Origin of the sequence: Stenotrophomonas sp. RG-453, from assembly GCF_033843685.1 — a bacterium.
GTDB classification, from domain to species: Bacteria; Pseudomonadota; Gammaproteobacteria; order Xanthomonadales; family Xanthomonadaceae; genus Stenotrophomonas; species Stenotrophomonas bentonitica_A.
This window is the reverse complement of the sequence record NZ_JAMYED010000001.1, coordinates 12,274-25,541: the sequence shown is the minus strand read 5'-3', so window position 1 is coordinate 25,541 and position 13,268 is coordinate 12,274. Positions and strand designations below refer to the sequence as shown.

The window sequence follows — 13,268 nt, the reverse complement described above, 5'->3', positions numbered from 1 at the left end:
TGCCGGCGTTTTTTGTGCGTGGCGCCCGGGCGTCCATCGGTTATCCCGCAAACCCGCCTTCGGCCAGGTAATCCAGTTCCTCCGGCGTCGGCATCCGGCCCAGCACCGCATTGCGGTGCGGGAAGCGGCCGAACCGGCGGATGATGTCGCGGTGCAGTTCGGCGTACTGCAGGTATTCCTTGTCGCCGAGCGCATCGAACATCGCCACCGAGCGTTCCTGGTCCTGCGGATCCTCGGAGTGCTCGAACGGCAGATAGATGAAGGCCCGCAGCTTGGGTACCAGCTGCAGGTCCAGGCCTTCTTCCACCGCGCGCATGGCGTAATGACGCGCCAGGCCATCGGTGGCGTAGGAATGGGCCGTATCGCGGAAGCAGTTGCGCGGGAACTGGTCGAGCAGGATCATCAGTGCCAGCGCGCCATCGGCACTGCTGAGCCAATGCTCGCGGGCACGCCGGGCGGCGGCGAAATGCGCGTCCTGGAACTGCTGGCGAAACCGCGCATCGAACGCGTCATCGCGCGCGAACCACTTCTGCGGTCCGGCGTCGCGCCAGAACTCCACTACTTGTGCCGCCACGTCCATTTACTACCCCTGTGAATGGCCCGCCCCAAGACGCCCATCCGTTCCATTGCCGTTACTCGTCAAAACGCAGGTGGCGGACCGACTTGCCGTTGCGCCGTATCAGCTTAAGTGCCTCGATACCGATCTGGATATGGTTCTCGACGAACTGTGAGCTGACCTTGGCATCGGAGACCTCGGTCTTCACGCCGTCGGGAATCATCGGCTGGTCGGACACCAACAGCAAGGCCCCGATCGGGATGTGGTTGGCAAAGCCGGCGGCGAACAGGGTTGCCGTCTCCATGTCGATGGCCATGCAGCGCATCACCCGCAGCTTTTCCTTGAAGGCATCATCGTGCTCCCAGACCCGGCGGTTGGTCGTGTAGACGGTCCCGGTCCAGTAGTCGTGGCCGAGGTCGCGGACCATGGTCGAGACCGCCCGCTGGAGGGCAAAGGCCGGCAGGGCCGGGACTTCCGGTGGCAGGTAATCGCTGGAGGTGCCCTCGCCACGGATCGCGGCGATCGGCAGGATCAGGTCACCCAGCTGGTTCTTGCGCTTGAGCCCGCCGCACTTGCCCAGGAACAGTACGGCCTTGGGCATCACCGCCGACAGCAGGTCCATGATGATGGCCGCGTTGGGGCTGCCCATGCCGAAGTTGATCAGGGTGATGTCGTCGCTGGTGACGCTGGCCATCGGCCGGTCCGCGCCCTGGATGGGCGCCCCGGTGAGCTGGGAAAAGGTATGCAGGTAGCCACCGAAATTGGTCAGCAGGATGTGCTGGCCGAAGTGTTCCAATGGCACGCCGGTGTAGCGCGGCAGCCAGTTTTCAACGATGTCCTGCTTGGTTTTCATGATGGATCCAACGAACGACAGGCGACAATTCTGCGAGACCCGCCCCGTGGCCTCGAGGGTGGGCACTCAATCCGGGTGGTCGATCCCATCGGCCTTGCCGTGGAGGATGAGCGAGGCCAGCGAAAGAAGGGCGGCCGGTATGGCCAGCAGCAGGACCAGCGCCATGGGCGCACCAAAGCCCCACAGCGACGCCGCAAAGGCGATGGAGGACATGCCAACCAACAGAAAGGGGTGCTGGATCCGCTTGATGGCCAGGTAGCTGGCAGTGCACGACAACAGGGAGAGGGCGGCGAGGACGATGCGCACCTCGTTGGGTAGCCCGCTGGGCGAATGCTCCACGAAGCCGGCCACCAGCATCAGGCCAGACGCGAACGCCAGCAGGACCAGCACCAGGTAGTAGTGCCTGGCATGCCTGCGATCAAAGCCTTCGGTTACCTTCATCGACACCTCCTTGTGACTGTCCGGTTCTCTGCGGGCGCGGGTTGCCCGCCTGCTTGAACCTTCCACGTTGGATGACAGCGGCGCAAGTGGCGATCGCGACCTGGCGGCCGTGGGCAAGAAAAAGGCGGCCCATGGCCGCCTTTTCCCGTTTACCGGTACCGCTGGATCAGAACTGCACGGACCAGCGCGCGGTGACGCTGCGGTCGCGGGCGTCGTCACCGAAGGTGCCGTTGTAGCCCAGCTCCAGCTGGTTGCGCGGGCTCAACCAGGCCGACAGGCCCAGCTCGGCGACCACGGCGTTGTCGGCAATCGCCGCACCGCTGACCGCGAAGCTGCTGATGCCGCCGGTCCAGGCCAGATCGGCGACCTGGCTGCGGTCGCCGGAGGCACGGCGGTAGCCGACGCCACCGCGGACATGCAGCCAGCTTTCCTGCTGCCACGAGGTCTTCAGGCCCTTGTCGAACCGAACGCCGGCGGTCGCCACATTGGTGCGGGTGTCGGCGACCTGGCCGTGCAGTGCCGCAGCGCCCCCCTGCTCGCTGATGCCGTCCACATCCACCTCGACCCGGGCGAACTGCAGGTACGGCTCCAGCCCGGCCTCGCGACCACCGAAGCGGTACGCGCCTTCGATGAAGCCCTGGCGGGTGGTGGCGTCGTACTTGGCCGACAGTGCGTCCTGGTAGCCGGCAAACGTCAGCTGACGCTTGCTGTCCACGTCATGGCGGGAATAGCCCAGACCGGCGCGCAGGCCAAATGCCCCCCACTGGTTGCCCACGTAGGCACCGAAGTGGGTGTTGTCGATCTCCGACCGGGCGCCGCGACCCGCGGCCTGCTTGATGTCGGTACGGCCGGTACCGACCAGCCCACCGACCTGCCAGCCACCACCGAACACATGATCGGCGCCGACCAGCAGCCCGTTGCTGTTGGAATCGGTGCGCGCAGCGTTGGCATCGCCATCGAGCTTGCCGCTGCCCCCGATCGCCTGCACCCATGCACCACCGGCAGCCTCATCCGCGGCACCCGGCGAACGCACGCCGACCGCACGGCTCAGGGCCGCATCACGCAGGTAGCGGCTGCTTTCCACCAGCGCCATCGGCGTGGCGGCGTGGAGTTCACCACTCAGCGCATCCAGTGCTGCACCGACCTGGGCCGGGAACAGCTGGGTCAGCGGCCTGGGCAGGCCCTGGGTGATGGCCAGGCCATCGGCGCTGGTGGCCACGGCGATCTGGTTCGGCGTGACCGCAGCGCTGGCCAGCGCGTTGCCGCGGGCGACGTCGATGCGCAGCCCATTGGCGCTGTAGCCCAGGCTGAACTTCAGGAACGGCGAGAAGGCCGAGAAGTCGGTCGTGGCGAACTGACCGTTGATGCCACCACCGGCCTGCAGGAAGTTGAACTGCTCGCCGAGGTAGTACACGCCGGCCTCCGGCAGCGCCTTCAGCGTGCCGCCCAGCGTAGCCGTACCGGTGACGCGCAGCAGATCGCTGCGGCTGCCCGGCGCCAGCTCGGCCTGGTAGATGCCGGTGGCGGTCTGCACGTAATCGCCGTTGACGGTCAGCGTGCCGATCGAGTTGCCCGGGGCGATGATGCCTTCCACGCGGGTGCTGCCCAGCGTGCCGACGCCCTTCAAGGTGCCCTTGGCACCGACCACCGTCGCGCCATCCTGCTGCACGCCGTTGAAGGACACGGTGCCGGCGGTGACGAACAGGTCCGAGCCGTCCAGCAGGGCCCCGGCATTGACGCGGGTGGCACCCGCCGAGGTCAGCGAGCTGTCGACCAGCCGGCCATTGAGCACGAAGCTGCCGCCGCTGCCGACCGTGGTGTCGCCGGCCTGCTGCAGGCCGTTGAAGGTGACCGAGCCGCCGGTCACGTTGAGTGCCGAGCCATCGAGCACGCCCGTGGTGGAGATCACGCTGCTGCCCCCCAGGCTGTTGAGCGTGGTGGACACCAGGCTGCCGTTGAGCAGGAACTGGCCGCCCTGCACATCGACCGAAGCGGTCAGTGCATTGGCACCGTCCAGTTCCAGCACGCCGTCGCGCACGATGGCGCCGTTGAAGCTGTTGTCACCGCTCAGGCGCAGCCAGCCGATGCCGGACTTGGTCAGCTTGCCCGGGCCGCCGATGTCATTGGTCCAGTCGTCCCACGCATCGCCTTCCCACACCTTCAGGCCACCGGCCTTCTGGTTCATGACCACGTCGGTGTCCACGCGCAGCAGGCCGTAGCCTTCGATGGCGGTCTTCAGATCGACCATGCCCCAGCCGTAGATCGCGTCGACGCCGGGCGCGCCCAGGTCGCGTGCCGTGGTCAACAACACATCGCGTACCTGTGCGTTGTCCAGGTACGGGAAGCGCTCCATCAGCAGACCGAGCGCACCGGTGATGTGCGGTGCCGCCATCGATGTGCCGGTCTTGTAGCCGTAGGTGTATTCAGGACTTTCGCTTTCGATGAGAAAACGCAGGTAATCCTCGGTCAGCTCCATGCGACCGTTGATCTCGCCGGCCACGATCGTGCTGGCGATGTTGGTGCCCGGTGCGGACAGGCACCAGTTGGCCGAAGCACCGCAGATGCTGGAACTGGCATCAATGACGTAGTCCGTTTCCCCTGCGGTGGGGAGGCGGACATTCGCGACGGCCAGCCAGTACGGCTCGATCTCCGGGTTCCAGCGCGGCAATGCCGCCGTGATGCCGGCCATCCCCCCGGCCGAGTTGCCTGCCGACCACACCTGGATCAGCTTGGAACCCGGTGCACCCTCGGTATCACCGTAAATGCTGCCGTAAACACCATAGTCCGCGCCGATCGCTGCGTACTGCGCGTCCAGACTGGCCACCGTGGCATGGCGGGTCGAGATACCCCAACTGTGATTGAGCACGCGCACGCCCTGTGCCTCGGCCTGTGCATACATGTCCAGCGTTGCTGCATCGTCCGGGTCAGTGCGATACAGCGCACGCGGCCGGTAGAAGTTGTCAGGATCCAGGCGCCACTCGTAATACGTGTCGCCAAAGACGCGGGCAGCGGTCAGGTTGGCGCCAAAGGCCACGCCATGCATCCCGGTGCCATCGCGGTTGGCGCCAACGGTACCCAACACGTGCGTGCCATGGTCGGCGTAGCTGAAGCCGTACGGCTGGCCCGCCGCGATCAGTCGATCAGCAAGCGCTGGAGGCACGCCGGGACCCAGACCGTAGTAGTTGTACCCGGGCTGGTCGCCGCGGGTACTGCCGCAGGCGCCTTCGCCCGCCACGATGCTCGGGTCGGCGCAGCCGCCGTTGCCGATGGAGATACTGGAGGTGTTGCGTCCGGCGAATTCGTCGTGGGCAAGGGCAGAGCCCGAATCGAACACGCCCAGGCGCACGCCCTGACCGGTAAGGCCGCGCGCATACGCGTAATCGGCCCCCATCGCGGCCAGACCCCAGTCGGCATTGAACTCATCGCTATGCCAGCTTTCCACATCACCCGGCTTGCCCAGAATGGGGCCGGCGGCCTCGGCGCTGGTGCGCGGGCTCGTGAAGGAAACGGTCTGGTCGTTGGCGCCGGTCGGCGCAACAAAGGTCGCCGCCAGCGAAGCGCTGTGCAGGTCACGCGCGAACGCGACGGACTGCTCTGCGCGCTGCTGCTGGTAACGCTGCAGGACATCGGTGGTGGGGCTGGCCAGCGCCGGAACGGCGATGGCGGCAAGCAGGGTGCCGGTGATGGCCGAGGCCAGCAGGGACGGCGAAGGACGGCGGGACGCCGCGCGGGACAGGGAGTGCAGGGTCATGTACTGAGAACTTCCTTGATCTGGTTCGAGTGTCGGAATCTGGAACGGGAGGATCAGCAATGCTTCTGGAGCCGGCATCGATCACGCCGATGCCGACCTGAGCGTACCCGAAAAATTCATGGAAAGTTCACAATTGTGTCTCATAACGATGCTAGGTCCCATTTGATAAAAATATGCAAAAGGTCACTTGGCAAGGCGCCCCGCTCCCGGCTAGCGTCGAGCCATTGTGTCCATGCGGCTTCGGGGAGAACCATGCAGAAGTTGTTGAGCGTCGGCGTTGGCCTGGCGTTGATGTCGATCGTGTCCGCGCCGGCGCCCGCCGCGTCGCGCTTCCTCCAGGATCCCTACCCCAGTACCTATGCGCCGATCGCCTCGGCCCCGGTGTTGATCAGCAATGCCACCGTGCTCACCGGCACCGGCGTGCGCCTGGACAACGCCGATGTGCTGCTGCGCGACGGCCGCATCGCGGCGGTGGGTACCGGCCTCACAGCCCCCGCCGATGCGGTGCGTGTCGATGGCCAGGGCAAGTGGGTGACCCCTGGCATCATCGATGTGCACTCGCACCTGGGCGTGTATCCCAGCCCGGGCGTGAGTGCGCACAGCGACGGCAACGAGATGACCGCACCGGTCACCGCCAATGTCTGGGCCGAGCACTCGGTGTGGCCGCAGGATCCCGGCTTTGCCGCGGCACTGGCCGGCGGCGTGACCTCGATGCAGGTACTGCCCGGCTCGGCCAACCTGGTCGGCGGCCGCGGGGTGACCCTGAAGAACGTACCCGCGACGACCTACCAGTCCATGAAATTCCCCGGTGCGCCGTGGGGCCTGAAGATGGCCTGCGGCGAAAACCCCAAGCGTGTCTACGGTGGCAAGGGCACCGCCCCGGGCACGCGCATGGGCAATGTCGCCGGTTACCGTGCAGCCTTCATCGATGCCAGCGAGTACATCGCCAAGAACACCCCGAAACAGCCGAAAAAGAAGCGCTGGTTCAGCGGTGACGACAAGGGCGACAGTGCCGGCGACAGCGGCGGCAAGCGCGACCTCAAGCTGGATACGCTGGCCGGCGCGATCCAGGGCGATATCCGCGTGCACATCCACTGCTACCGCGCCGATGAGATGGCCACGATGCTGGATCTCTCCAAGGAGTTCGGCTTCAAGATCGCCGCCTTCCATCACGCGGTGGAGGCCTACAAGCTGGCCGACCGGCTCGCCGAGGAAGGCGTGTGCGGTGCGCTGTGGGCCGACTGGTGGGGCTTCAAGATGGAAGCCTTCGATGGCATCCAGGAGAACATCGCGCTGGTCGACCGCCCGGCCAACAGCTGCGCGATCGTGCATTCCGATTCGCCCGAGGGCATCCAGCGCTTGAACCAGGAGGCGGCCAAGGTGATCGCCAACGCACGTCGTGCCGGCATCGAGATCGCCCCGGAGCGGGCCATGATGTGGCTGACCTCCAACGCAGCGCGCTCGCTCGGCGTGGAAACGCAGACCGGCAGCCTGGAGGCCGGCAAGATGGGCGATGTGGTGGTGTGGAACGGCAGTCCTTTCAGCTCCTATGCGCTGGCCGAGAAAGTCTACGTCGATGGCCACCAGGTCTATGACCGCCAGGACGTGAGGCGGCAGCCGCTGTCGGACTTCATGCTTGGCCAGGAGGCACGCCCATGAGCCGCCGCGTCCCGATGCGCCTGCTGCCGCGCGCACTGCTGTTGCTTGCGGGTACCTGCGTAGCGACATCCGTGTCCGCGCAGGACCTGCTGATCCGCAACGCCACCGTACATACCGCCGCGGCGCGCGGCAGCCTGGAGCACAGCGACGTGCTGGTCCAGGGCGGCGTGATCCGCGCCGTCGGTCCGGGCCTGTCGGCGCCGGCCGGCGTGGCCGTGGTCGAGGCGGCGGGCAAGCCACTGACCCCGGCGCTGTTCGGCGGCATCACCGATATCGGCATCGAAGAAGTCTCCGGGGAGTCAGCCACGGTGGACAGCACGCTGAAACTGGACGACCAGCCGCTGCGCCCGGAATTCGACGTGACCCTGGCCTTCAATCCGGACTCGGTGCTGATCCCGGTCGCGCGGCTGGACGGCATCGGCTTCACCCTGCTCGGGGCGAATACCGGCGGCGGCTTCATCGCCGGCCAGGGCGGGGTGGTGCGGCTGGACGGCAGCGCCGATCCGGTCGGCCCGCAGGCGTTGTTCATTCGTCTCGGCGCGTCCGGTGCGGAGCTGACCGGCACTTCGCGCGCCGCGCAATGGATGCTGCTGGAGCAGATGGTCAGCGAAGCACGGGGCCGCGTTCCGGCCGATTCGCCGCATGCCCTGCTGACACCGGCCGGGCGCGCCACGCTCGCGCGTTACCTGGCCGGCCAGGGGCGGATCGTGGTGCAGGTCGACCGCGCCGCCGACATCCGCCAGCTGCTGCGCTGGGCCGGCCGCGAGAAGGTCAGGATCGCCATCGCCGGCGGTGCCGAGGCGTGGCGCCTGGCCCCGCAGCTGGCCCAGGCCGGCGTGCCGGTGTTCGTGGATGGGCTGGGCAACCTGCCGAGCAGCTTCGATCAGCTCGGCGCGACCCTGCAGAACGCCGCGCGCCTGAAGGCGGCCGGCGTGCCGGTCAGCTTCGCCCAGCGCGACGATGCCTCGCACAACGCGCGCAAGATGCGCCAGCTGGCCGGCAATGCCGTCGCCAACGGGTTGCCCTGGGATGATGGCCTGGCGGGCCTGACCCGGGTGCCGGCCCAGGCGCTGGGCGTCGGCGACCGGCTTGGCACCATCGAGCCGGGCAAGCTGGCCGATCTGGTGCTGTGGGAAGGCGATCCGCTGGATGTCGGGCATTACGCCGAGCAGGTCTGGCTGGGCGGTCGCGCGATGCCGATGCGGTCGCGCCAGACCGAGCTGCGCGACCGCTACCAGGCGCCGGCGTCGAGCGAACCGCGCGCATACTCGCGCTGAGTCCCTGCACAGGGCCGCTGCCTGCGGCGGCCCTGCGTTCGGCGGCACTGCCGTCCCGCAACGTGAGCACCCGATCATGGCCCTGCGCTGGTATTTCGATTTCGTCTCACCGTTCGCCTACCTGCACTGGCAGCAGCTCAAGGCCCTGCCGCAGTTCAAGAGCATTGTGCCGGTGCCGATCGCCTTCGGCGCGGTGCTGCACCACCTGGGCAATCTGGGCCCTGCCGAGATCCCCGCCAAACGACTGTTCACCTATCGGCAGGCGCTGTGGCAGGCCCGCAGCGCCGGGGTGACACTGCGTTTTCCAGCGGGCCACCCATTCAATCCGCTGGCCGCCCTGCGCCTGTGCCTGGCCGCCGGGGCCACCCACGAGACGGTCGACCTCCTGTTCAACTGGATCTGGCGCGACGGCCACGCCGGCGACAGTGCGGCCGCGCTCGCCCTGCCCGGCGCGATGCTGGACATCGCCGATGTCGCTGCGGCGATCGGCGCACCGTCGGTCAAAGAGGAACTGCGGCGCAACACGGATGCCGCGCTGGCCGCGGGGGTGTTCGGCGTGCCGACGCTGGCGATCGGCAGCGAACTGTTCTGGGGCAACGACGCCCACCCGCTGATGCAGGCGGTGCTGGCCGATCCGCGCCTGCTTGAGCAGGGGGAGTGGGCCCGGATCAAGGATCTGCCGGTGGCGGTGGAACGCAGCCGCTGAGCCCGGGCCGGCTCCCCGGTCAGGCAAGGCGAGCCGTTTTGAGATAGCGTTCACGTTTCCGAACCTACAACCTGCCGGAGGGGCACAGGATGCGCATCGGAATCGTGGTCGACTCTGCGTGCGATCTGCCGCAGGATTTCATTGAACAACACAACATCGTGCTGCTGCCGATCACCGTCCGCATCGGCGAGGCCATGCTGGCCGACCATCGCGACGAACAGGCCACGCTGAGTTTCCTGCATGCCCACGTAGCCGAGCACGGCGCCGAGGCGGAGACCATTCCGTTCACCGTCAACCAGATCCGGGACCTGTTCCTGGGCAAACTGGTGATCGACTACGACCATGTCTTCTGCATGACGATCACCAAGACCCGCAGCCCGATCCATGATAACGCGATGCAGGCGAGCTTCGCGATCCTCAACGACTACAAGCCGGTACGGCAGGCGGCAGGGTTCAACTCACCGTTCGCGCTGCGCGTGCTCGATACCCAGAACCTGTTCGCCGCACAGGGCGTGACCGCGGTGGAAGCGGTGCGCCTGCGCGACAGCGGCGCGAGCGTGCAGCAGATCCGCGAACGGCTGGAACTGCTGGCGCACAACGTGCACGGCTACATGATCACCCGCGATCTGTACTACATGCGCGCCCGCGCACGTCACAAGGGCGATCGCAGCGTGGGGCTGATCAGCGCCGCGCTGGGCAGTGCGCTGGACATCAAGCCGGTGCTGCATGGCTACCGCGGCGAGACCGGGCCGGTGGCCAAGATCAAGGGCTTCGACAACGCCGTGCAGAAGCTGTTCGATTTCGTCGGGCAACGGGTCAAGGCCGGCCTGATGACGCCCACGGTGTGCATCAGCTACGGCGGCGAGCTGGCCGACCTGCGGGCCCTGCCCGGTTATGCCGCGCTGCGTGAGACCTGCCAGGCGCAGGGCGTGGATGTGTTCGAGGCGGTCATGAGCCTGACCGGGATGGTCAACGTGGGCAAGGGCGCGGTAACGATCGGCTTCGCCGACGGCCCGCATGTCTTCAGCGGCTGAGCACACTGGCCAGCCCTGCAGCGGCCATGCCACGAGCCGGGCACGGCCGCCGGTTCTGCACGCGGATTCCACCGCGTCTCTGCCAGCCTTGCCGCATTCAATGGAGGTAACCATGCCAGTTAGTTACGACATCAGCCTGCCGGATCCGGCCAAGGCGCGCGGCAACGATCCGGACCTGTCCTTCCGCGCCCAGGGTGCGGCCGGGCTGGCCGAAGAACTCGAGAACGCCCTGCGCACCACGGTGCTGTTCGACCGTTGGCGCGCCAAGCAGGACGATCCCGATGCGGTCGATCCGCAGTGGGGCGCGACCGATCCGGCCGCGACCGTGACCGGCGCGCAGGATGATCTGCGCATCAACCTGTGCGCCACCACCAGCATCGACAGCGAGGTGTTCAAGCAGCGCCTGCGCATGCTGGCCGGCAGTCACTGGGAACTGCGCAACGTGCGTTGATCGGCGTTGCCCGCCCCGCTGGCAGCCGGTGCGCTGCCAGCGCGGGTCACGCCTTCCTCCACCTCGCGCCAGCCGCCACCCAGCGCGCGATACAGATCCACCCGTGCGATCGCAGCCGCCGCCTGGCTGTCAGCCAGCGCTGCCTGGTTGTCCAGCGCGATGCGCTGGGTGGTCAGCACGTCGAGCATATCGATCACCCCGGCTTGGTACTGACGACGCGCCGCCGCCAACGCACGCTCACTTTCCTGCACCGCCACCTGCAGCGCCTGCCCACGCTGCTGCTCTGCGCCGTAGCCGCCGATCGCATCGTCCACCTCGTGCCAGGCCTGCAGCACGGTCTTCTGGAACTGCAGCCCGGCCTGGCGTTCCTGCAACCGGCTCAGGGCCAGGTTCGCCTTGAGCCGGCCGCCCTGGAAGATCGGCAGACTGATCGCCGGGCCGATGCTGAAGCGATGTGCATTCCACCCGTCCAGGTCGTCGAGCTGCCTGGCCTGAAAACCGGCATCGCCAGTGAGGGTGATGCGTGGCAGGAAGCTGGTCTTGGCCACGCCGATGCCAGCCGTCGCCGCGTGCAGCGCCGCTTCGGCGCGGCGGATGTCCGGGCGGCGTTTGACCAGATCGCTGGGCAGGCCGGTTGCCAGTGCCGGCAGCGCCGGCCAGTCATGCCGCGCCGCGTCCAACTGTTCATCCAAGGCCCGTGGCGAACGTGCCAACAGCATGGCCAACGCATTGCGCAGCTGCGATTGCCGGTGCTGCAGCGGCGCCAGCCGCGCCTCCAGCGCGGCCACCTGCGCGGCCGCGCTGGCGACCTGCAGCGTGGTCGCCACGCCCTGCTGCTGGCGGGCCAGGGTCAGCCGCTGCACGTCGCGTGCGATGTGCAGATTGTCCTCGGTGATGGTCAGCAACTGTCGCGTGGCACGCAGTTGCAGGTACGTACGGGCGGTTTCGGCCATCACCGCGGTCTGCACCGCGTGCCAGTCTTCGTTGGCGATCTGCACGCGGGCATCGGCGATCTCGACCTGGCGGCGCACACGCCCCCATAGATCCAGTTCCCACCCAAGGCCGATACCGGCCTGGAACAGCCCGTAGTCCTCGCGCCCGGCATTGCCGGACGGATCGTTCAAACCCACTTCGCTGTTGCGCGCACGGGTGGCGCCGACCGTCGCGCCGACGGCCGGGACGCGGTCGGCGGCGCTGCTCCGGCGCAGCGCGCGGCTCTGCGCGACGCGGTTGGCCGCCAGCTGCACATCCAGATTGGCGCGCATGGCCTGGCTCGCCAGCGCCACGAGCAGCGGATCCTCGAAGCCGTTCCACCACGCCGCGTCATCAGCGAAGGCCGCCGAGGTGATCACGCCACCCTCCCACTGCGCGGGCAGGCTTGCCTGGGGCCGCACGAAGTCCGGGCCGAGGGTGCAGGCCGCCAGTGCGGTGCACAGCGCGCTGCCTGCCATCAGGCGCACCGTCTGCCGGCGCATCATGCGCCCTCCCCCGGCAGCCCACGCCCGCCGCTGTCCAGATCCACGCGCGCCTCCACCGACATACCCGCGCGCAGCTGGCCGGCCAGCGGCTGGCCTTCGTCGAGCACGATCTTCACGGGTATCCGCTGCACCACCTTGGTGAAGTTGCCGGTCGCGTTCTCCGGCGCGATCGCGGCGAAGGTCACCCCGGTTGCCGGGGCGATGCTGTCGATCCGGCCGTGCAGCGACTGGCCGGGGAACACATCCACCTGCACGTCTACGCGCTGTCCGGCGTGCATGCGCGTCATCTGCGTTTCCTGGAAGTTGGCGACGACGAATGCCTGCTGCAGCGGCACCACCGCGAGCACCGGCGTGCCCGGGGTAAGGTAAGCCCCCACGCGCACTGCGCGGCGGCCAACCATGCCATCGATGGGCGCGCGCAGCTCGGTATGCGACAGATCCAGTTCGGCACGGGCCTGTGCGGCGTCGGCCCGCTCCACGGCGGCCTGCGCGGACTGCACGCTGGCGGTCAGCAGCGCAGTGCGCTGGCGTGCATTGACCACGGCCGCGGTGCCCTGTTGCAGATGCGCACTGGCCACCGCCTGGCGCGACTGCGCCTGCTGTGCGTTCTGCACGGTGCCGGCACCGTCGCTGGCCAGCGCTTGATAGCGGCGTTGATCGGCCTGGGCGAGGCTGAGCTCGGCGCGACTGACATCCACACTGGCCTGGGCCTGATCGATTACCGAACCCTGCTGCGCCAACGCGGCCTGCGCATTGGCCAGTTGCGCCCGTGCATTGGCGAGATCGGCACGCGCGGCCGCCAGCGCGACCTGATAGTCGCGATCATCGATGCGCGCGAGCACATCGCCGGCCTTGACCGTCTGGTTGTCCCGCACGCGGACCTCGCTGACGAAGCCAGCGATCTTCGGCGCGACCACGGTGAAGTCCGCGGTGACATAGGCGTTGTTGGTGGATTGATGGCGGCCATCGTGCAGCAGCCACCCGGCGCCGCCGGCGAGCAGCAGCAGGCCGGCAGCGATGACGAAGGGAACGGAGTTGCGATGCAGGGACACAGGGGAGTTC

General features: G+C 67.8%; 11 protein-coding genes. 5 read left to right on the top strand and 6 right to left on the bottom strand.

Annotated features, from left to right (window positions below):
* Positions 1 to 40 precede the first annotated feature (40 nt).
* The 4 genes from NJD74_RS00115 to NJD74_RS00100 form a co-directional block, all read right to left on the bottom strand.
* The gene (locus tag NJD74_RS00115; RefSeq protein ID WP_019183764.1) at positions 41 to 580 is read right to left on the bottom strand and encodes a DUF924 family protein; all 540 of its coding nucleotides are present in this window, start codon (positions 578 to 580) and stop codon (positions 41 to 43) included.
* A 52-nt stretch (positions 581 to 632) separates the two neighbouring features.
* On the bottom strand, positions 633 to 1,409 hold the full coding sequence (locus NJD74_RS00110; RefSeq protein ID WP_070473636.1) for an AMP nucleosidase: 777 nt from the start codon (positions 1,407 to 1,409) through the stop codon (positions 633 to 635).
* Positions 1,410 to 1,475: 66 nt separating this feature from the next.
* On the bottom strand, positions 1,476 to 1,850 hold the full coding sequence (locus tag NJD74_RS00105; RefSeq protein WP_070473639.1) for a hypothetical protein: 375 nt from the start codon (positions 1,848 to 1,850) through the stop codon (positions 1,476 to 1,478).
* Positions 1,851 to 2,016: 166 nt separating this feature from the next.
* Positions 2,017 to 5,601, bottom strand: a complete 3,585-nt coding sequence (locus NJD74_RS00100; protein ID WP_319623443.1) for an autotransporter domain-containing protein — start codon at positions 5,599 to 5,601, stop codon at positions 2,017 to 2,019.
* Between the two features lie 252 nt (positions 5,602 to 5,853).
* Here NJD74_RS00100 and NJD74_RS00095 point away from each other — a divergent pair, with 252 nt between their 5' ends.
* The 5 genes from NJD74_RS00095 to NJD74_RS00075 all read left to right on the top strand — a co-directional run bounded on the left by NJD74_RS00095 (position 5,854) and on the right by NJD74_RS00075 (position 10,728).
* A complete protein-coding gene (locus tag NJD74_RS00095; RefSeq protein ID WP_070425916.1) occupies positions 5,854 to 7,260 on the top strand; it encodes an amidohydrolase in 1,407 nt (468 codons plus the stop codon).
* The gene (locus NJD74_RS00090; protein ID WP_319623442.1) at positions 7,257 to 8,537 is read left to right on the top strand and encodes an amidohydrolase family protein; all 1,281 of its coding nucleotides are present in this window, start codon (positions 7,257 to 7,259) and stop codon (positions 8,535 to 8,537) included. Before NJD74_RS00095 ends, NJD74_RS00090 begins: the two co-directional genes overlap by 4 nt.
* A 73-nt stretch (positions 8,538 to 8,610) precedes the next feature.
* Entirely contained in the window at positions 8,611 to 9,243 is a 633-nt protein-coding gene (locus NJD74_RS00085) for a DsbA family protein (RefSeq protein ID WP_319623612.1), read from the top strand.
* 89 nt (positions 9,244 to 9,332) lie between these two features.
* The gene (locus NJD74_RS00080) at positions 9,333 to 10,277 is read left to right on the top strand and encodes a DegV family protein (RefSeq protein ID WP_046273496.1); all 945 of its coding nucleotides are present in this window, start codon (positions 9,333 to 9,335) and stop codon (positions 10,275 to 10,277) included.
* A 112-nt stretch (positions 10,278 to 10,389) separates the two neighbouring features.
* The gene (locus tag NJD74_RS00075; protein WP_026069862.1) at positions 10,390 to 10,728 is read left to right on the top strand and encodes a hypothetical protein; all 339 of its coding nucleotides are present in this window, start codon (positions 10,390 to 10,392) and stop codon (positions 10,726 to 10,728) included.
* On the opposite strand, the gene NJD74_RS00070 is transcribed toward NJD74_RS00075, so the two are convergent.
* Together NJD74_RS00070 and NJD74_RS00065 are read right to left on the bottom strand one after the other, a co-directional pair.
* The gene (locus NJD74_RS00070) at positions 10,701 to 12,203 is read right to left on the bottom strand and encodes an efflux transporter outer membrane subunit (RefSeq protein WP_254665304.1); all 1,503 of its coding nucleotides are present in this window, start codon (positions 12,201 to 12,203) and stop codon (positions 10,701 to 10,703) included. The two genes, NJD74_RS00075 and NJD74_RS00070, sit on opposite strands and share 28 nt — an antisense overlap.
* Positions 12,203 to 13,258 (bottom strand): HlyD family secretion protein, encoded by a 1,056-nt coding sequence (locus NJD74_RS00065; protein ID WP_319623441.1) that lies wholly within the window; start codon positions 13,256 to 13,258, stop codon positions 12,203 to 12,205. The genes NJD74_RS00070 and NJD74_RS00065 overlap by 1 nt, the downstream gene beginning before the upstream one ends.
* Positions 13,259 to 13,268 lie beyond the last annotated feature (10 nt).

Coding starts and splice junctions, on each gene's coding strand:
- NJD74_RS00115 (WP_019183764.1), bottom strand. CDS start 580: ATGGACGTGGCGGCACAAGTAGTGGAGTTCTGGCGCGACGCCGGACCG.
- NJD74_RS00110 (WP_070473636.1), bottom strand. CDS start 1,409: ATGAAAACCAAGCAGGACATCGTTGAAAACTGGCTGCCGCGCTACACC.
- NJD74_RS00105 (WP_070473639.1), bottom strand. CDS start 1,850: ATGAAGGTAACCGAAGGCTTTGATCGCAGGCATGCCAGGCACTACTAC.
- NJD74_RS00100 (WP_319623443.1), bottom strand. CDS start 5,601: ATGACCCTGCACTCCCTGTCCCGCGCGGCGTCCCGCCGTCCTTCGCCG.
- NJD74_RS00095 (WP_070425916.1), top strand. CDS start 5,854: ATGCAGAAGTTGTTGAGCGTCGGCGTTGGCCTGGCGTTGATGTCGATC.
- NJD74_RS00090 (WP_319623442.1), top strand. CDS start 7,257: ATGAGCCGCCGCGTCCCGATGCGCCTGCTGCCGCGCGCACTGCTGTTG.
- NJD74_RS00080 (WP_046273496.1), top strand. CDS start 9,333: ATGCGCATCGGAATCGTGGTCGACTCTGCGTGCGATCTGCCGCAGGAT.
- NJD74_RS00075 (WP_026069862.1), top strand. CDS start 10,390: ATGCCAGTTAGTTACGACATCAGCCTGCCGGATCCGGCCAAGGCGCGC.
- NJD74_RS00070 (WP_254665304.1), bottom strand. CDS start 12,203: ATGCGCCGGCAGACGGTGCGCCTGATGGCAGGCAGCGCGCTGTGCACC.